This is a genomic window from uncultured Paenibacillus sp., assembly GCF_963515335.1.
Lineage (GTDB): Bacteria > Bacillota > Bacilli > Paenibacillales > Paenibacillaceae > Paenibacillus_I.
This window is the reverse complement of sequence record NZ_CAUPYC010000038.1, coordinates 1-24,489: the sequence shown is the minus strand read 5'-3', so window position 1 is coordinate 24,489 and position 24,489 is coordinate 1. Positions and strand designations below refer to the sequence as shown.

The 24,489-nt window shown below is 53.3% G+C and carries 18 protein-coding genes; all 18 read right to left on the bottom strand.

The window, feature by feature from the left end:
* Window positions 1-52: 52 nt before the first annotated feature.
* Window positions 53-1,468, bottom strand: a complete 1,416-nt coding sequence (locus tag RWM61_RS12930; RefSeq protein ID WP_314001397.1) for a glycoside hydrolase family 32 protein — start codon at window positions 1,466-1,468, stop codon at window positions 53-55.
* Window positions 1,407-2,984, bottom strand: a complete 1,578-nt coding sequence (locus tag RWM61_RS12925) for a glycoside hydrolase family 32 protein (protein WP_314001375.1) — start codon at window positions 2,982-2,984, stop codon at window positions 1,407-1,409. Before RWM61_RS12925 ends, RWM61_RS12930 begins: the two co-directional genes overlap by 62 nt.
* Window positions 2,985-3,098: 114 nt before the next feature.
* Window positions 3,099-4,469 carry an extracellular solute-binding protein gene (locus tag RWM61_RS12920; protein ID WP_314001373.1) on the bottom strand — a complete coding sequence of 457 codons (1,371 nt, stop codon included), beginning with the start codon at window positions 4,467-4,469 and terminating at the stop codon, window positions 3,099-3,101.
* 159 nt (window positions 4,470-4,628) lie between these two features.
* On the bottom strand, window positions 4,629-5,597 hold the full coding sequence (locus RWM61_RS12915; protein WP_314001371.1) for a carbohydrate ABC transporter permease: 969 nt from the start codon (window positions 5,595-5,597) through the stop codon (window positions 4,629-4,631).
* 9 nt (window positions 5,598-5,606) lie between these two features.
* Entirely contained in the window at window positions 5,607-6,509 is a 903-nt protein-coding gene (locus RWM61_RS12910) for a sugar ABC transporter permease (protein WP_314001369.1), read from the bottom strand.
* A gap of 15 nt (window positions 6,510-6,524) precedes the next feature.
* The gene (locus tag RWM61_RS12905) at window positions 6,525-8,771 is read right to left on the bottom strand and encodes a DUF5696 domain-containing protein (protein ID WP_314001367.1); all 2,247 of its coding nucleotides are present in this window, start codon (window positions 8,769-8,771) and stop codon (window positions 6,525-6,527) included.
* 33 nt (window positions 8,772-8,804) lie between these two features.
* On the bottom strand, window positions 8,805-9,437 hold the full coding sequence (locus tag RWM61_RS12900) for a YIP1 family protein (RefSeq protein ID WP_314001365.1): 633 nt from the start codon (window positions 9,435-9,437) through the stop codon (window positions 8,805-8,807).
* Window positions 9,403-10,902 carry a hypothetical protein gene (locus RWM61_RS12895; protein ID WP_314001363.1) on the bottom strand — a complete coding sequence of 500 codons (1,500 nt, stop codon included), beginning with the start codon at window positions 10,900-10,902 and terminating at the stop codon, window positions 9,403-9,405. Before RWM61_RS12895 ends, RWM61_RS12900 begins: the two co-directional genes overlap by 35 nt.
* Before the next feature lie 11 nt (window positions 10,903-10,913).
* Window positions 10,914-11,783: a carbohydrate ABC transporter permease gene (locus RWM61_RS12890; protein ID WP_314001361.1), complete on the bottom strand. Its 870-nt coding sequence runs from the start codon at window positions 11,781-11,783 to the stop codon at window positions 10,914-10,916.
* Between the two features lie 19 nt (window positions 11,784-11,802).
* Entirely contained in the window at window positions 11,803-12,699 is an 897-nt protein-coding gene (locus tag RWM61_RS12885) for a sugar ABC transporter permease (RefSeq protein ID WP_314001358.1), read from the bottom strand.
* A gap of 1 nt (window position 12,700) precedes the next feature.
* Window positions 12,701-15,550 carry an extracellular solute-binding protein gene (locus RWM61_RS12880; RefSeq protein WP_314001356.1) on the bottom strand — a complete coding sequence of 950 codons (2,850 nt, stop codon included), beginning with the start codon at window positions 15,548-15,550 and terminating at the stop codon, window positions 12,701-12,703.
* A 96-nt stretch (window positions 15,551-15,646) separates the two neighbouring features.
* Entirely contained in the window at window positions 15,647-17,512 is a 1,866-nt protein-coding gene (locus RWM61_RS12875) for a GH32 C-terminal domain-containing protein (RefSeq protein ID WP_314001355.1), read from the bottom strand.
* Between the two features lie 155 nt (window positions 17,513-17,667).
* The gene (locus RWM61_RS12870) at window positions 17,668-19,284 is read right to left on the bottom strand and encodes a helix-turn-helix domain-containing protein (protein WP_314001353.1); all 1,617 of its coding nucleotides are present in this window, start codon (window positions 19,282-19,284) and stop codon (window positions 17,668-17,670) included.
* A gap of 4 nt (window positions 19,285-19,288) precedes the next feature.
* Complete coding sequence (locus RWM61_RS12865; RefSeq protein ID WP_314001351.1) at window positions 19,289-21,070, bottom strand: histidine kinase; 1,782 nt, start codon at window positions 21,068-21,070, stop codon at window positions 19,289-19,291.
* A gap of 40 nt (window positions 21,071-21,110) precedes the next feature.
* Window positions 21,111-22,328, bottom strand: coding sequence for a sugar ABC transporter substrate-binding protein (locus RWM61_RS12860; RefSeq protein WP_314001349.1), 1,218 nt, complete (start codon window positions 22,326-22,328; stop codon window positions 21,111-21,113).
* 304 nt (window positions 22,329-22,632) lie between these two features.
* The gene (locus tag RWM61_RS12855) at window positions 22,633-23,553 is read right to left on the bottom strand and encodes a hypothetical protein (RefSeq protein WP_314001346.1); all 921 of its coding nucleotides are present in this window, start codon (window positions 23,551-23,553) and stop codon (window positions 22,633-22,635) included.
* 88 nt (window positions 23,554-23,641) lie between these two features.
* A complete protein-coding gene (locus RWM61_RS12850; protein WP_314001344.1) occupies window positions 23,642-23,914 on the bottom strand; it encodes a thioredoxin family protein in 273 nt (90 codons plus the stop codon).
* 108 nt (window positions 23,915-24,022) lie between these two features.
* Window positions 24,023-24,328, bottom strand: a complete 306-nt coding sequence (locus RWM61_RS12845) for a MerR family transcriptional regulator (protein ID WP_314001343.1) — start codon at window positions 24,326-24,328, stop codon at window positions 24,023-24,025.
* Window positions 24,329-24,489 lie beyond the last annotated feature (161 nt).

The following is a 24,489-nucleotide window of genomic DNA, read 5'->3' as shown; positions in this document are numbered from 1 at the left end:
TAATTTGCGGAAAGAAAAGGCACATCATGCTGTGCCTTCGCCTTCTCATTGTTCACCAAATCGATTTCAGTTCCCATGCCTCGAAGGCGTCGAGCAGCGCGTTCCCGCCTGATGAGAACAGGACCACCCCGAGACTGTCCGGATCCGGATAAATGCGATTGGTCATTGTCTTGACCCCGTTGTTAGCGAATATTTCGACTGAAGAGCGGTCGAGAAACAGATGCAGTTTCAGCCGCCCGTCTTCCTTCGGTGTTACGGCAACCTCACTGACTCCCCCGTCGCCAATCCCTGACCTGGTTCTGTCGACGAATAGCGTGCGTTCGTCGGTACGGTAGCCGATTTCGGTATATTGGTTCCCGTCCGGCGATACGCGAAGACGAATGCCGAACGATTCCGCGTCGGATGCGTTGACGTCGAACTCGGCAACGATTTCAAGCGCATCTCCGCGGACAGCGGAAAGCCGCAGGTCCACACCGGCTTCGATCGTTCGATCGGCAACGGAATGATGCGTCCCGCGCAGCTTCGACAACTCGGACACCGGCAGCATCCGGAGGGTTCCGTCTTGTTCCAGCTTCAGCTCACGCGGAATCGTCATCGCTCCCAGCCAATTATCCGCCCGCTCCGGCATCGAGCTGCCCCAGATGTTCATCCAGGCAATCAGAATCCGTCGGCCCTGGTCATCGATCAACGTTTGCGGCGCATAAAAATCGTATCCGTAGTCGAGCCGTTCTTTGTAACCGGACGTCAGTATTCCCGTTTCATAGTCAAATGTGCCGGACACGTACATCGTTTTTGTGGCGCCCAGGTTCATGGGGGAGATAATAAGCACATGCCGCCCATCGTCACCCAAAGGAAACAAATCCGGGCATTCCCACATGTCGCCCATTGTACCGTCGCTTTCCGCCGCCGCCCCTATGCAGCGCCACTCGCATAAATCGGCGGATTGATACAACAGCGCCTTTCCTTTGCCGTCCTTCCCGCACCCGATCACCAGGTACCATGTGTCGCCGTGTTTCCACACTTTCGGATCCCTGAAACCGAACACCTCGTTCTGCGGCGGGCCGGCAATGACCGGGTTATCCGTTTCCTTCTCGAAACGGATGCCATCCCGGCTTACGGCCAGACACTGCACCTCGACCGGATGATTGCCATCTACATGAGCCGTATAGATCAGTGCCAGCTTCCCGTTCTCTTCCACCGCGCTGCCCGACCAACAACCGCCCGCACTTCCGCTTCCGTCCATTTCATAAGGCTCGGAAGGAGCGAGAGCCACCGGCAGGTGCTCCCAATGGACCAAGTCCGCGCTTTTGGCATGGCCCCAGTGCATCGGACCCTGCCTCGGTTCGAACGGGTAGTGCTGATAGAACACATGGTAGTCGCCTTTGAATTGGATCAAGCCGTTGGGATCATTCATCCAACCGATCGGTGGCATCAAGTGGTAGTGCAGCCGAAATCGGTCGTCCTTGATTGCCGTTGCCGGATCGGTCAGCGCCTTGTTCGCACGATCGATTTGTTCCTGGTGTGTCATTATGAACAGGCCTCCAAATGGATTTCATGTTATGAATGCTCAAGCATGTAAAGACCGCCTTGCCTCCCGCAGCGAACAGCTCCAAACCGACGCTGCCGGAATCGGGATAGATCAGCGTGGTGAAAACCTGCAGGCCGTCGTCGAAAAAGAGCTCGACGCTGGAGGCATCCACGAAGGCATGCAGTTTCAATCGGTTCGCCGACCGGTATCTCGGCGCGTTGAACCGCTTCGCGAAACGGGCCGGATTGCCCGAACGGTTCCGCATATCCGAGAAGCCGGAGCGCGTACGGTCGAGGAACAGCTCATTCGTTCGAGCGCAATAGCCCGCAGCGGTCGCTTCCGAATCCGAGGTTCTGAACCGAATGCCGAACTCGTCGATTTTCTCCCACTCTACGGTCGCCTCCAACTCATAAGAGGAACCCGTGAAATTCAACCGGATCACGCCATCCTCAACCCGAAGCTCCCGCAGATACGAAGATTCCCCGCGAAGCCGCTTCAATTCGCCGATCGGCTGCTGCACCAGCCTGACCGCCTCTCCCTCCGTCCGGAGAGAAAGGGCTCTGGAAATCGACATGGCCCCTTTCCACGGCTCGGTCGGCGCGCCGAACGGATACTTCCAATTCGACAGCCAGCCAAGCCATATCCGTCTGCCGTCTTCTTCCGGAATATCCGAATAGGATACCGCCGCGTAGAAATCCTGTCCGAAATCGGTCCAGCGCACTTCATCGCCCGGCCGATCGTTTACGAACTGCCTTCCGTCGAATTCGCCGATAAAATACTGCGCCGTCGAACCGTCCGTCTCCTCATTGTCACCGACGCTCACATGCAGAACCCACTTCACAACATCCTCATTCCCGTCTACCGCAAGCGGAAACAAATCCGGGCATTCCCATACGGCGGCATGCGAACCGTGGCCTTCTCCGAATTCACTCTCGAACGTCCAGTCGATCAAATTGGGCGAGCTGTAGAAACGAACCCTTTTATCCGCCGACACGACCATGACCCATCTGCCGGTTTCCGGATGCCAGAGCACCTTGGGATCGCGAAAATCCTTCAACCCCGGATTCGGGATGACCGGATTGCCCGCATATTTGATCCATGTGTGGCCCTTGTCAATGCTATAAGCAATGCTTTGCGATTGCAGGCCTTGCTTGAAATGCGTGAAAATAGCCACCAATCCGGCCCGGCCATGAAACAAGCCGCTCGTATCGCGCCAATCCACCACCGCGCTTCCGGACCATATATCGCCCAGCTCATCGCCGACAAGCGCCAGGGGAAGATGCTCCCAATGCAGCAAATCGCGGCTTACGGCATGCCCCCATCGTCCCGTGCATTGGTAGCATTGATGATACTCGCCCTCGAAATAGACCATGCCGTTCGGGTCGCTCATCGGTCCCGATGGAGCCGACAAATGATACTGAAGCCGATACGGTTCCTGATAAGACTTCGCAACCATCCTTATTCCCCCCTTGACAAGTTCTCCCCCGATGCTGAAAGGAAAGGTCCTTCACGACAACGGGATCGCTCCAGACCTTCCATTCTGAGCCGCAGGAATGGCGAATCGCTGTGGTTATTGCGTTAAGGTAATCTTGATGCCTTCTTCAAGCAGGTTCTTGGCGTTCGTTGCAAATGTACCTACAGGCGTGCCGTCCTTGATGCCTGTCATAGCAGCCCCGTTCGCATCCCAGTACTTCTCGACGCCGATCGGCGTGAACAGGATGCTGCCCGCCAGCTTGTTCATCAGATCAACCTTCTCTTGGCCGAAGTTTTTGACATTGTTCTCGGTAGCGGCCTTCATCTCATTCTCGGATACCATCTTGATGAATGCGGCAGCACCCTCCGGATTTTTCGAGGCCGTCGGAATCGCCCATCCGGACAATCCGCCCGGACCTGCGTCCGGTGTGCCTTTCGGGCCGGTCGGAACCGGTACGAAATCAATCTCATAGTCGCTCTTGAATACATTGAAGCCTGCCATTCCGTATTCCGCGGTCATGGCGAGCTTGCCGTTCTTGAATTCACCGATGAAGTAGTCGCCTTCTTTCTCCGCATCGATGAATTTGTCTTTCAGAAGAGCGTCTTGCGCAAACTGCATCGCTTCCTTCACGTTCTCGGATTCGTAATTGGTCGTGATGGTGCCGTCGTCGTTAAAGGACATAATCGTTTTGCCGTTCGAAGCGACATACAGCGGATAGCCGGCATCCCACCAGCCGAAGCCGAACTGGTCGTTCTTGCCGTCGCCGTCCGTATCCGCGGTGAGCTCTTTCGCGACCTCCCGGAACGAATCCCATGTCCAGTTGCCTTCCGCATAGTACTCGGACGGCGTCTTCACGCCATTGTTCGCAAACAGCGTTTTATTATAATAAATGACGATCGGAGCGGCCGAAGTGCCGGCCGCATACGACTTCCCGCCGAAGGTGAAGGTTTTGGTGACGGCGCTGTTCCAGAACGAGTCGGACAGGTCGATGTACGGGTCGATCGGCTGCACGATTTTCTTGAGCGGATACACCGGGAAGTTCTGGTCGTTTGCCTGCGCAACGTCAACTTGATCGCCGGCATTGACCATGGAGATCAGCGTAGGCTTTTGGTCGCCCCAAGGCACCGCGATGACGGTAACTTTGCCTCCGTAAGCAGCTTCGAATTGGGGAATCGTTTCCCAAACGGCATCGTAGGCGTTCGGATTGCCTTTTTTATTCTCTTCATACTGCTCTTTTGACGTGTGATACAGAATGGTGATGTTGCCGTCAGAGAGCTTCGTCTCGTCCGTCGATGCCGTTTCACCCGCTTTGTCTTCCCCCGCCGGAGCGTTATTGCCCGCGGCGTTCGTTCCCGCTCCGGCGTTGCTGCCGTTGTTTCCGCCATTGCCGCCGCAGCCCGCAAGCAATGCCATGAGCATGAACGCGGCCAGTGCAATCGCAAATACGGATCGTTTGTTGTTTTTCATTGTCTCTTGTTCCTCCTCAATGTAGTTGGATAACTCCCTGAACGACGCATTGAAAGACTCCCTCAACCTTGAAGCAATGATTCCAACCTGCCGCTCATCACCCGGCCGGCACCGCCTCCCTTCATATTGAAAAAAATCGCTCGTATCCGCCTGTCAAGGCTACTTGATGCCGACATTCTCCACACTGTCCGTGAAATAACGCTGCGTGACCAGGTACAGAATCACAAGAGGCAGTATCGACAGAAGCGCGCCTGCCTGTATCCGCGTGACGACAACCAGCGGGTCGCTGATCGTTTGCACATTGACTACCGATTCCAGATCCACCCTGAGGGAAGACAGCGCAATGGCGAAATTTTTCTTGAGATTGCCGAGCAGCAGGTTGGACAAATAGTATTCATTCCAGTGCCAGACGAACGAGAAGAGAAAGACGGTAATAATCGCGTTCTTGGCGTTCGGCAGCATAATGAAGAAGAACGTCTTGAAAGGACCGTAGCCGTCCACATAGGCCGCATCCTCCAGCTCTTTGGGCATGCCCGCGAAAAACTGCCGAAAGATGAAGATATACAATCCGGATCGCAACCCCATCGCAAACAGTGACGGGAGGTAAAAGGCGGCGTAATTGCCTACCAGACTGATGGAATCCGGCCCCCCGGCTATGGCAGAGAACATTCCGATCAAACCGAAGGCGTCGAAATATTTCATATCTGCGTACAAGGGAAGAATGATCGTTTGTACGGGTACCATCAGCGTCAGCAGCACGAGTGAGAACAATACCTTTGCGAACGGAAAGCGAAACCTTGCAAAGCCATAGGCGACGAAGGCAGAAGAAAACACGTCAAGCAGCCCGCTGCCGATCCCGATGTACATGCTGTTGGCAAAGGCGTCCCAGAAATCCATCACCCGGAGCGTGTCGGTGAAGTTCGATAAAGTGAAGCTTTTGGGAATCCAGATGACGCTCGGATCCATCGCTTCCTCCGGACGCCTAAGCGCCATGCTCAGCATATAGAGCAGCGGATATAGCAGCTGATACGCCAAGACGGCCAGCACAGCGGCGCGGATGAAGGAAACGGCCGCCTTGCGTGTGCGTTTGTTCCATTTATTCGCGATCATCGCATTCAAGTGGTTCACCGCTTTCGTTTAATCCTGGAGATTGACGATTCGTTTCTTGATCAGCGCGTAAAGAGCGCCGAGGAATAACGCGATGCCCAGAAGATACAGCCAAGCCAGCGCGCTGCTGTATCCGAACCGGACTTGCGAGAAGGCCGTGTTGTAAATCATGAGAATGACACCGTTGCCGTAATCCGTGAACGTATCGATGACCGTGTAGACGATATTGAGCAGCATGATCGGCGTGAGCATGGGCAGCGTAATTTTCCAGAATTGCTCCCATGCCCTTGCGCCTTCCACGTCAGAAGCCTCATACAGGTCGCTCGATATCGCATGCAGGCCTGCCAGGAACAGCAGCACCTGTACGCCGGATCGCCATGTGAGGTCGAAGATGCGCGCAATGACATTGTTGAACACTTCAATTAACTGCGGTCCAATCCCGAGTTCCGTCAGCATACGGTTAATACCGGCTCCGCCGAACAAATAGACACTTTCAACCCCGCCCCGCATGCCTTGAGAGAACACGTCCTCCTTCAGGATTTGCATCAATACGCCCGAGGCGATAATGACCGGCAAGAAGGAGACGGCGCGCATCAGCCCTCGGCCTCTGAATTTGTTCTTCAGCAGCACCGCCACAAACAGGCTGTATACCAGGATGAGGGGGACGCTATAGAACATGTTCACGAAGGAATTGACGGCTTCCCTTATAAATTGCGGATCTCGGAAAATGGCGTATTGGAAGTTTTCCCACCCTACGAAGCTTCCCTTGAGTCCATCAGGCGTCAGCTCCAAATTATAAAACGAGTATTTGAAGGACGTGATCAGCGGTCCCGCAAAGAACAGGATAAACCCGATCACCCACGGCAGCACGAACATAAATCCGTACAATTGCTTTTTCTTCGTGTATGGCATCGAACGAAGTTTGCCGATCATTGTTTGCAACACCCCTTAACGGACACGGTAGCCGTACGGTCCGATCTGCTCGTTACCCACCGTTGCCGTCTCCCCTGTGTAATTGACCAACACGGATTTCCCGCCCGAGAAGGTTGTTTGATATACACCCTCCCCCAGCTTCTCGTGATCCGTAATCGCCTTGCCCAAGACGGGCGCCAGCGCTTCATTCAGCTCCTTGTACTGATCCGCCACATCCTCGAACCACAGGTTGAAATCCCCGCTGTACAAGCCGTCGAAATCCGTTCCGATCAGCAGGCTGCTGTCGCGCGCAATAAAACGATAAGCCGGCAAAGTCCCTGTCTCGATCAGCTTCAGCATATACGCACGGGTATCGCCCATCAGATTGATCGGCTCCCCGTAGGCAGGGATCAGTCCGCTGACTGCGATACTGTAGAAAGGAACGGCTTCGTCCTGGTTATCGAACCGGCTCGAGTAGAGCGGCACGCCGGTCAGGTTTTCGGCGCTGGGGAACGTGTAGGCGTTAGGCTGATCGAACGATATGCCTTCGATCCTGGATGCCGTCGTTTCCAGTCCTTCCTCCCACAGCTGTCCGGTTTCATTCTTGGACAGCATGTTGCGGCGAAAATCGGAATACACCATGGAGCCGATGCTTTGCAAGGCCACCCGCTCCAACCCTTGTTTCTCGGCCGAAGCGGAGAACTGCTCCAGCGCTTCCTTTACCGACTCCGGTTTCAGTAAATACCATGGCTTTACTTGTTTGTTTTTGGTGCCGTTGCTGATAAGGAACTCGTACTTTAATGCCGGTGCCCGGCTGATGTTCCTGGCCGCGTCGAAAAACCTGATAAAGCCGTTTCCGTTCTTGTACAGGCTGACCGGGTCGATCTCAGGATAGAAGGCCACCTCTTTCACTCTCATATCCTCGATAAGGGAACGGAATGCCTTGTCTCCTCCCAGGTTGCTCTCCGCATCCAATGAAGCAGGCACCTTGTCCTTCATGCCGCCCTTCATCCATCCCCGGTAACGGATGCCAAGGTTTGTCATTCCCGCTTCGATCAGCCGGTCAGCAACCGTTCTCAAATCATTGAAGGTGGTCAACGCCTCGACCGTTCCATAAGGAATTCCCAGGAACGTATCACGCTTCTTAACCCCGCCCAGAAATTCCATCATCAGGGGAATTCGGTCAGCAGCCTTTGCTGCAACGGGCGTTACGCCTTGTTCCTCCATCAGATACTCCCGATAGCGCTCCGCCATACCCGCATAGTCGGCTTTCTCACCGTTCAGAAAATAATATCTCACCTCGAAAGGCCGGTTTCCGGCAACGGATTGGGAAGCGCGCACCACCGTTTTTTCATTGAGACTTCCAGGCATCAGAATGTTCGATTCGAACTCCGTCATATTGAGATAGCTCGAAACGGCATTATACTGATTGCTTTTTCGGCTGCCCTCCGCGATGATTCCAGCCTGATAGGCGCCCTGATGGATGACCGCAAGAAACGCCCGGTCATTCCGCTTGAGCCCGAACACCGGCAGGCGAACAGCCTCCGTCACCCCGCTCCGCTCCGACCTATCGATTGCCTCATCGCCGCCGTACACCCGCTCGTTGTAGCTTCGGTAGATGCTTTTGTTATTGTTGAACCGAATCAGCGCTCCGCTTCCGTCCGGCACGAACAGGTAGCCTTCGTCCCGAATACTGCCGGCCCCGAAGAACGGCATCAGATAAATATTTACAAGACGGAATTTATCGCGCTGCTCGATGCGGTTCGCCACAATCGTCGCGGTGAACGCGTCATCCTTGATGCGATATTCCACGGGAATCGCGAAGCCCGCCTTCGGGAATTCGAACAACACCTCGACCCCGCCCTCGATTCGCTTCCAGGTGAAGGCCTTCTCCTGAATACTGCCGATGAAATTGTTAAGCTGAAAAGGCTTGTTTAGCGGATCCACATAGTCCAGCAGCAGCTGGGCGTTGAGATCCTGCTTCTTGATTCCCTTTGCGATCCCATCCCCTGCCCTGTCGACCGGGTTGCTCGACCAGACCGTGCCGGACGATAGGTCCGTCACGGCAACCTCCGCGGTCCGGGGGTTGAAATCCAACGCCAGCAGCCCGGATTCTGCCGCGCGTACGCTCTCCCCCGCGGAAATGCGCGCCAAGCCCTTGCCGGCGGCTGTCTTTTGCTCCGTACCGGCTTCCGCGCTGCCGGTTTCGGGCTGCGCCGCGCCCAAAGCGGTTATGGCGAGCGATGCAACGGTCAGCACCGCAACCAGCCATCGTGCTCGCATGATGCGTCCCTCCTTTTCTCCAGATCTATGGGGCTATAAGCGAAAAAGCAATTCATTGTATACGGTATAGATGAACACGTAGGCCTGCTGGAACAACGTGTAGAACAGGACGCCCAGGAAGACGATGATCCCCATGGCGGCCAGCGTGAGTGCCAGAGACTGAAGATTCCGCACAAAACCGTAGTCGTGTATCGTTTGCAGGCCGATCAGCATCAGCATGCCGCTCCACAGAGTCGCGACCACGGTCATGTATTGCAGAAACACGCCCTCCTCCGCCAGCAGCACATTGCTTAACAACGTGGATAAAATGACCGCCGTCACATATGGAACGATGGCATAGGCGCTGACGATGATGATCTGGACCGCTTTTCCCTCCCCGTCCATCCATGTGGCGACCGCCCAATTCCCGACAACCCACAGTGCGAACAAGAGCACCGTCTTGGCCGCGATCAGCCAGACATTCAGTTCGCTGAGATCGTTATAATTGAACGCGTATCCGGTGTTCTGTCTCTTCAGAACGGCCGCGAAGAAGAAGACAAGCACGATCAGCCCCGCTTGCGCCAGAGAACCTTTTCCTTCTTCCTTGATCGCGTAAAAACTGTTAAAGGGATGAAGCAGGCATTGGATCAGATTAATACCGCCCCGAAAAGGATTGTGAAGCGTCACGCACTTTCCTCCCTTCTTTTGTCACCCGAATGAACCGATACACTTTATATCCGTAGTACAGAACGACCAGACTGATGATGAGCGTCATGACAAGCGGCAAGGCGGTTCGAACCGCATCGATCCGGATGAACGCATAGGAGTCGGAATATCCCGACCGGTCGCTTCCCAATCTGTAGTAGCGCATCGCTTCGTCATACTTCTCCTGCTTTTCCAGCGCTTTCGCCATACCGATATAGGCAAGCTTGTTGTGGACGTTTCGTTTGGAGACGATTTCCCACTTCGCGGCCGCCTCCTCGTATAACCCCTGGTTATACAGAACAGTCGCCTGCCGCACCAGTTCGCCGTACTCCGTCCGGACAAAGCGGGTAATATTGCGCTTGCCCGCATCCAACACGAGCACGGAATCGTTCCAGTAGGCTACGGACGCCGGCTGCAGGAAGGTTCCCGCCTGGTTGCCCAGCGCCCCGAATACCGCAACCGGGTTGCCTTCCTGGTCGTACTCAAACACCCGTCCTCTTGTTCGATCCAATCCCGCGATAAAGCCGTCCCGATCAATCGCAACGTCGACGAGCGACGTATCCTGCTTCACCGCCTTGACCAGCGGAATTTCCTTATCTCCGTAATCGTTCGCTCCGTTCTGGCCCGTCAGCACGTTATTGCCGAGCGGATTAAGCTTCTTGATTTCCTGTCTGGAGTTCTGCGAGACGATCGTCGTCGTATAGACGAAACCGTCCAAGCCGGTATCCAGATTGGAGTATTCGATCGGCAGCAGCTTGACCATTCCCTCACGCTGCTCCTTGGAAAGCACGCTCTTCCAGAACGTTTCAAGTACGACCGTGGGCGTAACCTCCACTTTATTGCTGCCGAAGTAACCGAGAAACGAGCCGTCCCGATCGAATTGCATCAGTCCGAAGAACTGCCCCTCCGATAATACATACATTCTTCCGGCTGCATCCGCCGCGACCTTGGCCGGCTTGAACACGAAGTCTTTCGGGATTAGCGGATGTTCCGGTTTCTCGAGCACGAACTCCACCCGGCCCGCGGCATTGACCCGCAGCACGCGCCCATTGCCTTTATCCGCGATGTACATCGTTCCATCTTCTGATTTGTAAAGCCCGGTCGGGCCTGATAAAACCGTTTCCTTGCCGTTCCATTCCAGCTTGTCGATAATCCCGGTCGCCTGGAAGCGGGCATTCAGTTTGACGATCCGGTTATTGCCGGTGTCGGCCACATAGATTGCGTCATCCCGATCGACAAACAGGTCCTGAGGCTCGTTGAAATGATCAACTCCCGCGTCCAGTCCTGTGTATGTTCTGTCGGGAATGAAGCTGTTCGGCGATGCCTTTGATTGATCCCACTCGTTATACACATAGGCCTGATAGGGCGCCTCCGCGTAGACCGTGGAGGAACCGATCGAAAGCAGCGGAAGCAGAATAACCGCGGCAATTATGCTCTTGATTTTCATGGCTCCTCCTGTTACTTGATGCCGGCGAAGGTCATCGTCTCCACTACTTTTCGCTGAAGCGCAACAAATACGAGTATCGGCGGTATCATCAGAAGGACCGATGCGGCCGCTCCGGCGCCCATTCGGGCAATCGGGTCGCCCGCCACGATCTGCTCAAGGGCCATGCGGAACACCTTCAGCGATTCGCTGTAAACCAGTTCCTTGGGCGAGTAGTTCCATAGATTGATGAATTGGAAAATAACGACGGTCAGAATGGCCGGCAGCGTATTGGGCCATACGATCCGGAAAAAGGATGCAAACTCGCTTGCCCCGTCGATCCTCGCCGCTTCCAGAATCGCATCGGGAATCTGCTCGATAAACTGCTTCATCAAGAACAGACCCAGCGACGCCCCGATCCAGGGAAGCACCAGAGCGGCATAGGAATCCACAAGATTGAGCTTCGACAGCAGGACGAACTGCGGAATGAAGGTCACCTGCGGAACAAACATCAGAGCCATCACAATAATCGAGAAAATCATGTTCCTGCCCGGGAACCGGTGCTTGGCAAGCGGGTATGCCGCCATGGAAGCGAATACCACATGGAACAAGGTGCCGAGCACGGCCACAATCGCCGTATTGAAAATATAGCGAAACAACGGTACCCACATATTCGATGCCAGCAGAAACAAATCGCTGTAATTGGCCAACGTTGGCCTGATGACGGTAAAGCGCGGCGGAAATTGCAACAGCTCATCAATCGGCTTAAGCGATGTAATAATGGCAAAGATGAACGGCAGCGCGGAGAACAGACCGAGAAGGGCAACAAAGCCGAACACCACGATGTTGCCTGTCATCGAACGCCTCGAATGAATGCCGGCTTTCTTTTTTGTCAAGGAAAACACGCCGCTCCCTCCTTCCCGATTAGATGCCTACTTTATTCAACAGCCTGGTCACGATCCGATTGGTCAGAACCATCAAGACGAACAGGACGACCGCCAGAGAAGAAGCGTAGCCCATCTCATAGCGAATACTGCCGTAATCCATAATGTGCGTAACCATCGTTTCCCCCGCATACTCGGTGCTTGGGAATCCCGCCAGCTGGATGGAGACATCGGCGACGCTGAACGAGATGACGATCTGCATGACGGCGCCGAACACCAGCTGCGGAATCATCGAAGGCAGCGTGATGTACCACAGCTCCTGAAAGCGGTTTTTGATCCCGTCCATCACACCCGCTTCATACAAGCTTCCGTCGATGGTTTGCAAGCCGGCAACGAAGGCCAGAAAGCTGATTCCCATACTCATCCACAGTTGAACGATGATCAGAATGACCAGCAGCTGGTTCTGGTCGATCAGCCACGCAACCGGCTCCCGCAGAAAACCCCACTTCATCAGCGTCCCGTTCAGATAGCCATAGGCATCGGGGCTGAATATCAGCCTCCACATGGGGTAGACGGAAACCCCGATGATGGTCGGGATATAGAAGAGAACGGTTGCGATGGACCGCAGCGTACGGGATAAATCATGGATGATCCAGGCGACAATAAAGCTGAGCGCGTAGCTGATCGGGCCGGTAATAAACGCGAACAGCATCGTATTCTTGAGCGCAATGATGAAAATATCGTCGTCCAGGAAAAGCCGAATGTAGTTATACCAGCCGATGAACCTCGGCGGTTCGATCAGATTGTAATAAGTGAAACCCATGACAACCGATAAAATCACAGGCAGAATGGTGAACAGGATAAAGAAGATCATGTACGGAGCCATTAACAGATAACTTTCACGATGTTTCTTTAGCGCGGAGGCTGCCGTTCTCATCTCAATCACCCACCCCGAATTCATACCGTTTGCGTTTGATCTCTTCGTTGATTTGTTTATTCCAGTAGAACAGACTCTCGCGCGGATTCTCCAGATTGAACACGACGTTGCGGAAGGCGTTGTCGATATTGCGGGACGTGTAGTACCCGCCCGGGAGCTCCGGAATTTCGTTCACTTGACCCCATTGCGCCAAAAGCGCGGCTTGCTCCGAACGGCTCCAATTGGTCGAGTCAAAGGCTTCCAGATTGGCCGGCATCCGTCTGCCCAGCACGCCCAATTCGTTCTCCAGCTCCTTGGCGAAGCGGCTTTGAATCTCCGGTTGGTTCCACCATTGCAGGAATGTCCACGCATCCGATTTGTTGGCGGCTTTTTTCAGTATAATGCCCGCCGTTCCGGTCGCCCCCGTCGCACGATTGACCGTTCCGTCGGCTTGCCTGACGCCTGGAATCGGGACCATCTTCCATGTGCCCGCAATCTCGGGTGCCGCCTTGACCAGCCTGTTGTACAGCTTGTAGCCGGATATGACGATCGGCATCTCGCCGGTGCGGAATCGGTTGAAATCGTCCTTGTAGAGCGGATAGTCGTAAAGCATGTAGAAATCGGTCCATTGCTTGAACGCCCGATAGGCCGAGGGCTCATCGAAACGGGTTTCGCTTAATTCCTTGTTATAGAGCCCGCTGCCGTTCTGCATCAGCAGGGACGGGAACAGATTCAGGGTCCCCATGCCGCGGCTCAGCAGCTGAAAAGCATCCAGGTTCTCGTACGGGAGCCCGATCTGCATATTGCGGATCTGCAGCTTCGGCGCAATCTCAAGCAGCTCTTCCCAGGTCTGCGGCGGCTCGACGCCCAGCTCCTTCAGAATATCTTCCCGGTAAAACATCATGAAGAATTCCTGCTCTTCCGGTATCGCATACGTACGGCCTTCGTATTGATAAGGAGTGAAGGCAGACGGCATATATTGTCCCGGCAGTTGCCCGAACCCTTCGAAGCCGTCCAGCGGAGCCAACGCGCCTCGTATCGCCAGGTTCATGGCGTCGCCGCGGCTGGTCAGCAGGTTGACATCCGGCCCCTCCCCTGCCATAACCGCTACAACCAAGGCGTTCTCCACCAAATTGAACTCGACCTCAATGCCGGTTTCGGGCGTGAACGATTCGTCGATCAACCGCTTCACGACATAGGCCTGGTCCCTCCCCAGTCCCGTCCAGACTTCAACGGATTTCGCTTCCCCGGGGCTGTCATCCAGAGAGTTGTAGTTTTCGAAGAAGGAGCCCGCGAAAGCCCTCAGTTCATGTATGCCCTTCTGCAGCCAACTCGCTTCGGCCGTGGGCTGCTTGCGTTCGGGCGATGCTGCGTACAGGTAGTCAAGCTCCAGCGGCTGGATGCTCACCGTGAGCATCCAGTCGGCCAAACCCGTTAAATTCGTTTTGTAGCTGTCGAGCCGCTTTGGAATCGTATCCGGCCGGCCGATGAAACTGTTCACCTGACGAACCAGCAGCATCAGCGAGCGCGAGCCCGGATTATTGCTTCCCGTCAAGGAATCCAGCCGGTTGGCTTCCTCCTGCATGCGGCCGGACAAGCTTTCGAATCTCGGCAGCAGATCAGGAATGGCTTTCTCCAACTCATAGTCGCGGTATGGATCCGGTCTTGCGCTTGTCACCATCACGATTTCCCGGTACATCGACTGAAGCTCGGCAATCAGATCCTTCACCGATCGGAGCGAAGGTTCCAGCTCGCCCAGCGTGACCTCAAGCCTGATTTCGCGGGCACCCTTCGTTAAGTAGAAGTAATACGGCTTTCCGGTCTCTTCCCCCAGCTCTTTGACCGCCCAATTCAGGTCGTAGGGGAAGCGGACGTTCCCCAACTCCTTGAAGGGAACCTGTCCATCGATATAGATTTTTCTTGATACGAAAGAACCTTTGACATCGTTCTGACGATAACGGAATCCGATTTTGTACCAGCCGTCCTCAGGCACCTCGAGCTGCCAGCTGATCCATTGCCCCGGGGTATCCCAGTTGCTGCCTCCGATCGTATTGACCCGCAACTTCACCGGATCGTAAGGAGTGGTGAGCGGGCTCGTACGGTCCATCGTTGGAAACAGTCCGGAAGACGATTTCAGATACGCCCGTTCCGCTTGGACGGAAACCATAAGATCGTTGGAAGCCTTGGACGCTGCAGCTTTCGATTGTTGTTCCGCGCGGTAAGCCTCATAATCAATAAGGTTTTTGGCTGGAGTCAATTGCAAGTAGTCGACCACTGCCGATTCGCGAACGTTCTCGATCCGGATACGGTGTTTGCCTTGCGAAAGCTCCATTAGAAGCGGCCCGCCCTGGCCGCCCGGCTGAATGATTTTACTTTCCAGCCACATAGGCTGTTCGACTTGCTTGGGCCGCAGGTCATTGCCGCGGCTCTGCTTCAGTGCGCCGCTCTCATCGCGCCAGACCCGGTTGAGCTCAAAAGGCTCGCCGTTCCCGGTCAGCCGCTCGCCGTCGACCAACAGTTGGAATTCGATATCCTGCCCATTCCCTTCGAGCGGATAGTAACCGACGGATAGCTCGTAAGCGGATGCTTCGGCGATATTCACATCCCATTCCATGACATCGCCTTCTTCCCAGCGCATGACATTCCGGCGGCCTTCCCATTCCCCTATCGGCACAGCCGTCGTATTTGGAGTAATGGTATCCTCCGCTTGGAGTACATTCCCGTCTGCGGGACGGGACGAGCCGGCGTATTCATAATCCGCCGCCGCGACGCTTTCTTGCTCCTTAAAGGCAAGCACCGTGATTACAGTCAGGATCATTAAAAACAGGAGACTGAGTGCCGCGGCCATCATCCACTTCGATTTCGTCCTCACAGTTAACCCCCGAGTTGCTTTTATCATGGTTATAACAAATTCGTTCAGAAACTGATTTCACTTTCTTCAGATGGAAACATGCAATATGTTCAGAGTTTACTCTTTGGCGACAAATACGTTGATCGACTTGACCGCGCTTCCGTCCTCACTGGTCACCGTCAGCTCCGCCTTCCCCTCTTTGATCCCCGTTACCTTGGCAGCCGTGTACCCGCGCTGTTGCACCGCCACGACCGACTCATCGCCGGACACCCACTTCACTTGCTGCTTCGCTCCGTACGGAACAACGGCGGCCGTCAGGCTCCGGACATCTCCTTCAGTCAGTTGCAGGATGTTATCACTCACCAATACGCGCTTCGGTTTGGTGTCATCGGGATCCTCATCGCGCCATACGGATCGCATCGGATAATAGACCGCTTTGTCCAGCGCAACCTTGCCGCCAGCCGCAAAGAGCTCCAATCCGTTGCTGAGCGGGTCCGGAAACACAATCGCGCTCATGACGGCTTCTCCGTCGTTCGCGAACACTTCCACCGCCGAGTCGTCCACAAAAATCCGCAGCCTGATTTTGCCGTCCCTGACTTTCAGAGGCGCAGTCATCCGCTCCGCAAAGTTCGGCTCAAAGGAGCTTTCGCCGGATTTCGTACGGTCCAATACGAGCTCTCGGGCTGCAGAATCATAGCTGATGACCGTCTCCTGCCCGCTTCCTTTTCTGACCTTGATGCCGAAAGCGCCGGACTGCCCGCTCGGCGCAAACGTCATCTCCGCCTCGTAGGAAGTGCCTTTTAAGGCCTCGAACGGATTGTCCCCCGGTACAAGTGTTTGTTTCTTCAGCTTCCTGGGCTTGCCTCGCAGCATCGCCAACTCTTCAACCGGCTCTTGAATCATGCGGAGCCCTTCTCCCGGAATGTCCCGCAGCCGAAGCTCGCGAGGAAGCGACATATTCCCCTTCCACACGCCGGTCGGCATGGCGAACGGGTAACGCCAATTGGACATCCAGCCCAGCCATATCCGACGGCCATCCTCTTGCGGAATATCCGAGTAGGACATGGCGGCATAAAAGTCCTTGCCATAGTCGGTCCACAGCTTAACGGCCGGCAGATTGTCATTCTTGAACGTCTTGCCGTCGAAGGAGCCGATGAAATATTGGGCTTTGGAACCCTTGGTCTGTGTGTTGTTCCCGAGACTGACCGTCAGCACCCACCGCTTCTCCGAGATTCCTTCGACCGGCAGCTCGAACAAGTCGGGAGTTTCCCAAACCGCGGCATGTGAACCGTTCCCCGGACCGAACTCGCCGGTCCACTCCCATGTCTTAAGGTCCGGCGAATTATAGAACCATACCTTTTTATCCACCGAAACGACCATGACCCATTTGCCTGTCGGCTCGTACCAGAACACCTTCGGATCCCGAAAATCCTTTACGCCGGGATTCGGAATAACCGGATTGCCTTCGTACTTCGTCCACGTCCGCCCTTTATCCGAGCTGTAGGCAATGCTTTGCGACTGAAGACCGTTCTTGAAGTGGGTGAAGATCGCAACGAGCCCCGGCTTGCCGCCAAAAAAGCCGCTCGTATCTTGCCAGTCGACGACCGCGCTTCCGGACCAGATATCGCCAAGCTCATCCTTGGCAATCGCCAGCGGGAGCTGCTCCCAATGTACCAAATCCTTGCTGACCGCATGCCCCCACTGGCCGCTGCGCTGGTAAAACTGGTGGTATTCCCCTTCGAAGTACACCATGCCGTTCGGATCGCTCATATTCGCTGTCTCCGGCGACAGATGGTATTGCGGGCGAAATTTCTCCGTGTAATAATCCGGCCTGGGATTATAGCTGAAACCGGCGGGAAGCGCGAACGATTTTATCTCCCTCTTCTGCCACTGCTCCTTGAGGGCTGCTGCCGATATGAGCAGAACTGCAAATGCAATAGCGGCAACCAGCGTAAATCCGCGACGTGAAAACGATTGCTTCATGAAACGAAGGACCTCCACTCCGGTATTAGTCATGTGTCATTGTACCGATTTTCGGATCGAAAAGAATTCACTTTACTCTGTTGTGCAGTTTCAATTTGTTCGGGTCGCACCAAAAAAGCCCCCGGGATCCCGGGGACTTCGACAACGTTAATAGATTACTTTTTGTTTATGACCTGCTCCCGATATTCCTTCGGGCTCATCCCGTAATACTTCTTGAAGGATGTGCTGAAATAACTGGAGCTGGAATACCCCACCAATGTCGCAATGTCCGTAAGTTTCAATTCACTCTCGCCCAGCAGCTGCTCGGCTTTCGTCATGCGAAGCTTCGTCACGTAGTCGCTGAAGGTAATGCCTGCGTTCTGTTTGAACAACCCGGACAAATAGGTTTCATTTAAATGAAACATCTCGGCAAGCGATGAAAGCGTCAACTCATATGAATAGTTTTCATCCACATACTTGCGTATGGCTTCAACCAGCGTCTGTCCCCCTGCAAATCTTGTCTTCTTCACTTCGTCCATGACCAAGTGAGCCAATTCATCCAACTGCTCCAGCACCTGCTCCCGGGAACGGTGATCCCACACCGTCATCTGGCAGTTGAACAGATGCTTTTGCAGCGGCGAATTTCCAAGCTCGAACTTTTTGGCAATCGCGATGAACAACAGGATAATCCGGAACGTTATGAATGTGAAGGACATCATCGGTGTATCGCGATCCGTGGTGAAAAGAGCATGCACCTGCCTGGTAAAGGCCCGGATATCCAGATTCTCGAGGGCCAGCATCAACTTGCGCTCCAACTCCGGTGTGAAGGCGTTCGTCAGCTCCAATGTTCGTTTGTCTCCGTTGGCGGCGGTCTCCTCAATCGTACTTTGGCTCCAGGAAAGCATGCTCGAAGCATAGCCGTTCTTGATCCGGTTCAAGCCTTGGAAAGGCTCCCCGATCCCGACGACGCTGTCCAGCCGAAGATATTGCTTGATTTTACGCTTTAACTCCCGGACGAACCTGGCTGTAAAATCATCAAACGCCCTGGTGTCGTCAAGCAAAAAGAGAAAATGCAGCATCGCGGGCTGGCTCACGTCTTGAAACGGAAAGATCCGGCCCTCTTTCTCCGCCAACTCCCTCCCCATCATCTGAAAGGACAATTGAAGCAAATCTTTCCGGTCATGCCACTCACCGAGCCGCCCTTGCGGAACACGCATCTCCATGGTCACAAACTGCATATAGAGATTGTCTGCCGCCAGCGATGACAGCTGGAGCTGATACATTCTCTCTTTCACCGCGGCCAGGCTAAACATTTCGTTGTTGACCAGCTGCAGCAGCAACTGCTCCTGAAGAATCTGCAGCTGCTGCCGGCTCTGAATCCGGTCCATCTGCTTGCGCTGCTGTTGATGCCGGTCTTCCTCCAGCTCAAGCGCCAGCTTGGACAACAGATCAGACAACTCGCTGCGCACGACCGGCTTCAATAAGTAATCCTTCACACCCAGCTGGATTGCCGCTTTGGTATATTCGAAATCGGAATATCCGGACAGGACAACGGTTCGGATCAGAGGATACCTTTCCTTGCAGGCTTTAATGAGGTTAATCCCATCCATCTGCGGCATGCGGATATCGGTCATAACCAGGTCCGGCAGCGGTTGGCCGTTCAGGATGCGGAGCGCCTCCTCTCCGTTGGACGCCTCGTATTCGATTTGGAAGCCTGCCGCCTCCCAATTGATTTTGGCCTTTATACTGTTTCGCACACCCGCTTCGTCGTCGACCAGCAATACTCTGAACATCAGCTCAGCTCCTTACCAAGGGCAGTTGCAACGTGATGGCCGTACCTTGGCCTAGTTCGGATTCCAATTGCAGCGTGAACTGCTCGCCGTAAAACAGCCGGCAACGGGCCAGCACATTCCGCAAGCCGATGCTGTGTCCGCTGCTATCCAGGATGCGGATCGATTCACCGGAGCCCACTTCTGCCAAAAGGCTGTCGACCAGCTCCGGCGGCATGCCGATGCCGTTATCCGTTACGGCCAGCGACAACCGGTCCTGGACAACCCGCGTCTCTAACGATATGCAGGCTTTGCCTTCCTTCTCCAGACTGTACTTGACCGCATTCTCGATAAGCGGCTGCAAAATGAACTTGGCGATCATCCATTCACCGGCCGCCGGGTCTTCTTCGATGGCAACATGCAGATGATCCTCGTACCTCAACTGGAGGATAAACAAATAATCCCGTATATAATCCAATTCTTCTTTGACCATAACGATGTCGCTGTCCAGATTCAGGGAGTACCGCATCATTTTACCCAGTGCCTCGGTGGCGTCCATAACGAGCTCCTCCCGCTTCGCCGCCGCGAGTCCGCCGATGATCTCGAGCGTGTTGTAATAGAAATGGGGGTTGATCTGAAGCAGAAGCGCCTTGTATTCCGCATTTTTGCGGCGCAAATTGGTCTCAAACTCCGTTTCGATCAAATAGCGCAGACGCTCCGTCATATTTTCAAACGTCCGTGTCACGTAGCCGATCTCGCTGTGACCCGCCCTTGCTTCCGGCATCTTCTGCCTCGCTCGCCCGAACTCCCCGCGTTCGACATGCTTCATGGCCCTGGCCATTGCGCTCAGCGGCTTTGTAATACCGAAGGAAAGCAAGAAAGCGACAACAATAACGGCGACCAGGAGAAGTACGCTGAGCAGCAGCAGCATGCGCGTGGTGTCGCTGATTTGCTGGTACAACTCCTTTTCGGGAACTTCGCCCACAATGATCCAATCCTGCACAGGCAGCCTGCGGAAAAATAACAGATAGGCGACATCGTTCTGCTCAATCGGGAAAATACCGCTGGTTTTGCCTTCGAACCGCTGCTCCAATTGGCTTAATCCGTTGCGCAGAACGTCCCGGTTGTCGGCGAGATCCTGTCCCAGAACGCTCGTCCCATCCTGGGTGAGCAGATAAACCTTCCCGGTTTTACCGAAACCGATCTTTTCGATCGCGTCCCGCAATACATCGGTCGGATAATTGATTTTGACGAAACCGATCTCCCGAAGCGACTGAAGATGCACCAAGGGCAAGAGAAAGCTGTTTACATCCCGGCCGGTTAAAATTTGATCGGCTTGATCCTTGTCTTTGTGCGCATTCGTCCACCTTCGCTCGTACTGCCGATATTGCGAATACCACTCGGTCAGAATGTAGTCTTTGTCCTGCGTCCACAAGCCGCCCGTAGAATCGGTGAAGGCGCTGAGGGTTATGCCGTTCGAGTTATTGATCGCGTAAGACGAGAAATACTCCCGGAGCTTTTGCTTGGCAAGGACGCGCTCTTCAACCGGGCTCTCCGGATTTAGCTGCAGGGCAGCCCATTCCTGGGTTATCCGATTGCTCATGACCTGTGTGCCGATATCTTCCACCTGCGTCAGCAAGGTGACGACATGGGATGCGAATTGGTCGATCGTCTGTGAAGTCGAGGTCTCGATCGAAGACCGGATCAATTCGGAGGACTCCCGGCTTAATATAAAGATGACTGTAGTGAACGGTACGATCAGCAATATGGAGAATACCATCATCAATCTGCTGCGCAGCGAGTAGAACATACAATCCCCCTGAAGAATCTTGCTTCCTAAATACTTATAACTATTTCTGGGCTTCCAAAAGCGAGTAAGCTGCATCGATTTTCTTGATCGCTTCAGCCACAGACTCATCGATACCGCGCTTGCCGATCGTAACTTCCTCAAACACTTTGTTTACCGCCTCGGACATCTGCGGGAATATCGGTGTAACCGGACGTGACCGACCGAAGCGCTGATTCTGAATGACAAAGATGTTCATCGGATATTCATTCAACTCACCGATTTCCTTGGCTACGGAGTAGCGTACCGGAATATCTTTCGTCATGGAAACATACATTTTCTGCCCCTCGTATCCCGTTACGAAATTTACAAATTTCCACGCAGCCTCCGCATTGCTGCTCTCGGACGATATGGCGAGCGCCCAGCTCCCGTTCGCTACGGCCTGCTTCGTTTCTTTCGGCAAAGGGGCTACATCATAATCTTCTCCCAGCTTGAACTCGGGGAAGTTGGCGGCATAGTGGGACAGCGACCAGGAACCGTCGATTGTCATGGCCAGCTTGCCGCTCGGAAAAGGATCGGGCGGATATTCCAATGCTGAAACTTTATGCGCGTTATACAGATCCGAATAGAACCGAATCGCTTTTTTCGTTTCCGCCGAATCCAGGTATCCTTTTGCTGTCGTGCCGTCAGGACTCATCACTTCGCCGCCGAATTGCCAGATAATCGGATATTTAAAATAAGCGGTCGCTCCGGCATTCTGGAATCCCTGTGCCGGATCGATCCCATAAATGCCCTTATCCGGTTCGGTCAGTTCTCGCGCGGCATCCAACACTTGACTCCATGTGATCGGTTCTTCCGGGTTTTTGGAAGGATACGGAATACCTTTGGCCTCAAACATCTTTTTATTGTAGAAGAGCGCGATCGACGACTCGATTAACGGCGCCATATAAATATCGTCCTTATAGGTATAGGCAGACAGGGTCGATGGCGGAATATCCTCAATGTGGCCGTCCGAATTAAAATAATCGGTCAGCGGCAGCAGTGCTCCGGCTTCGGCGTAAGAGGCCATGTTCGGCGCATCAATACTCATAATATCCGGAGGCTGCCCGGAAGCGATGGAGGTTCGCAGCTTGGTATCATAGTCGGAGTACGGAATCGGGCTCATCTCGATTGTGATGTCGGGGTTTTCCTCCATAAACCGTGCGACTAATTGATCGTAGGCTGAGTTTTCAGCATTGTTCCCTGAATTTCGCCAGAACGTGAGCGTTGTCTTTTCTGTCACGGGCTTGCCTGTATCCGTTTCGTCAGGTGATAGCGGACCAGCGTTCTTTTCGGCGCACCCGGCCAACAGACCGATTGTTGACAACAATAGGATAAGACCCCACCTGATTTTTTTCTCTCTCAAGCGAAATGCCCCCTTTCGTTCACTCATGAAGCTTCTTCCCTATCGTATCAAACAAGAGGGTTCGACATATTCACTATTCTCTGTTATCTGCTTTAAATTCCTTCTGCTCTACACAAAAAGAGGAAAATAATCAATCTGGAACAAGGCGGCCGATGCGAGCGGCCGCCTTGCACTACTTCTGTCACACTTGCATTACGTTTCCGCGTTGCTTCATCTCAAACTTTTTGTATGCCAATACAGATCCAAACAGGAAAATCGATGCGGCCAATGTTCCTAATGGCAATACGCTTACAATTTCCTCAGGAAACACAAAAGGGAGCAATGGAAAAGCGAAAACTGCCGGCATACGGATGCCGACAAGACGCAACAAAGCAATCATCAGGATCATGTCTAACAGCGTTGCCAATATCCGCGAATCGATCGCAAAGTACAACAGCGTTCCCACCGTAGCTGATATCGTCAATACAAGCCCTTGCTTAAAAGCCATCTTTTCGTTATACACGGGCTTCTGAAGAGTCTCATATACAACAACCAGAATTGGCGGTATTACCGCAAGTCGAGGGTAGCCAAACAACCAGCATAAACCGATCCACAACAAATTGAGCACCAAGAACACGAGCATATATTTGTACTCTGTTTTGACTTTTTGATCTAAACCTCTATGTAATCCAAATAAAAGAACCCCAAGCATCAGAATCAACGTAAAAACAATAACCGATATGATAAACGTCCATTCGTTGGCGTTCATCACCAGCGGCAGCAATCCTGTTGCAATGGCTGGAGCCAGGCTAGACTTAAACAATCGAAAAAACAGCATGATAAGAAGCAGAGTGAGGATGACTTTTTCCAAATATCCTATAGTTAACTGGTTTACTGCAAAACCGAGTATAGCGGTGATCGATGGAGCAAGAAAAATCTTTGATGGTTGTCTGATCCATCCCGGCTCCCGATATGCCCACATGGCAATCGCCATTGCCGCAATTTCAGGCAAAATAATTTCACGGTCTTTTAATATAAGCGACGACGTAACCATCACCATAATTAATGTAATGGCCATAATATAGGAGATCGTCATTTCTTTGTTTGATATGCTCCGGTTCAAAAGATATCCTCCTGTCGTTTTTGGTATTATACCCATCGACTTGCTGGATAACAAAAGCAAGGGTGAGATACTCACCCTTGCGGTTTGCTTAATTATTGCCCAATCCCGCCGCCTTTAAAGCCTGTATATTTATTCCGTTATTGCTGCAGCACTCCACCAACTTGCCGTTGATAGCAACGGCCGGAACGGATTTCACACCATATGCTTTAGCTTTGTCTTCACATTCGTTTGTGTCGCATTTTTTATTCAAGTCATAAACCACAACTTCACAATTAGAACAAGCCAAGTCCTTTACTTGCCGGACAGCGCCTTCACATACCGTACAGCCGGCGGTAAATACTTCGACTAAGGTTTTAGCCATGTCAATTCGCTCCTTGGGATAATTTTTTCATGATCGGACACTGATCTTTCGGAACTCCGGAACCAGGACATTTTTCCACCAACCGCTCCAACAACCATTTCATTTCGGTTAATCGGATATCTTTTTTTCGATTTCTTTGGCTTTACTTGATGCGAAGTCGTGCATTTCCTCCGAATGAAACTCCTCCTCCCCGTTGTTCGCAGCCAGAAGATGTTTAATCTCGTCAAGAGTAAACCCTAAATCCTGAGCCCGTTTGATAAACTGAATGTCCTGAATCGTCTGCTCGGCAAACATTCTGTAGCCTGAATCGTTTCGAGGAGGTTGCGGAATCAATCCACGCCTTTCATAGTATCGAATGGTTTCAATGTTAACATAGGACCCTTTCGCCACTTCGCTTATGGTTAAACCTTTCATTGAATCCCTCCTCATTTCTAATCATGCACCCTGTACTATGGTACGGAGTCAATCATTATTTTAATCAAAAAATCGGCATCGATGAAAGGAGGCCAAAATAGGAATCTATAATGCTACATATAATCTAGACAGTAAAAAAGGAGTTTCTTAGTTGTATGACG

Excerpts from the sequence above, each read along its gene's own strand:
- RWM61_RS12865 (WP_314001351.1), bottom strand. The coding sequence starts at position 21,070 with ATGTTCTACTCGCTGCGCAGCAGATTGATGATGGTATTCTCCATATTG.
- RWM61_RS12905 (WP_314001367.1), bottom strand. The coding sequence starts at position 8,771 with ATGCGAGCACGATGGCTGGTTGCGGTGCTGACCGTTGCATCGCTCGCC.
- RWM61_RS12895 (WP_314001363.1), bottom strand. The coding sequence starts at position 10,902 with ATGAAAATCAAGAGCATAATTGCCGCGGTTATTCTGCTTCCGCTGCTT.
- RWM61_RS12850 (WP_314001344.1), bottom strand. The coding sequence starts at position 23,914 with ATGGCTAAAACCTTAGTCGAAGTATTTACCGCCGGCTGTACGGTATGT.
- RWM61_RS12910 (WP_314001369.1), bottom strand. The coding sequence starts at position 6,509 with ATGATCGGCAAACTTCGTTCGATGCCATACACGAAGAAAAAGCAATTG.
- RWM61_RS12845 (WP_314001343.1), bottom strand. The coding sequence starts at position 24,328 with ATGAAAGGTTTAACCATAAGCGAAGTGGCGAAAGGGTCCTATGTTAAC.
- RWM61_RS12870 (WP_314001353.1), bottom strand. The coding sequence starts at position 19,284 with ATGTTCAGAGTATTGCTGGTCGACGACGAAGCGGGTGTGCGAAACAGT.
- RWM61_RS12885 (WP_314001358.1), bottom strand. The coding sequence starts at position 12,699 with ATGAGAACGGCAGCCTCCGCGCTAAAGAAACATCGTGAAAGTTATCTG.
- RWM61_RS12925 (WP_314001375.1), bottom strand. The coding sequence starts at position 2,984 with ATGGTTGCGAAGTCTTATCAGGAACCGTATCGGCTTCAGTATCATTTG.
- RWM61_RS12875 (WP_314001355.1), bottom strand. The coding sequence starts at position 17,512 with ATGAAGCAATCGTTTTCACGTCGCGGATTTACGCTGGTTGCCGCTATT.
- RWM61_RS12920 (WP_314001373.1), bottom strand. The coding sequence starts at position 4,469 with ATGAAAAACAACAAACGATCCGTATTTGCGATTGCACTGGCCGCGTTC.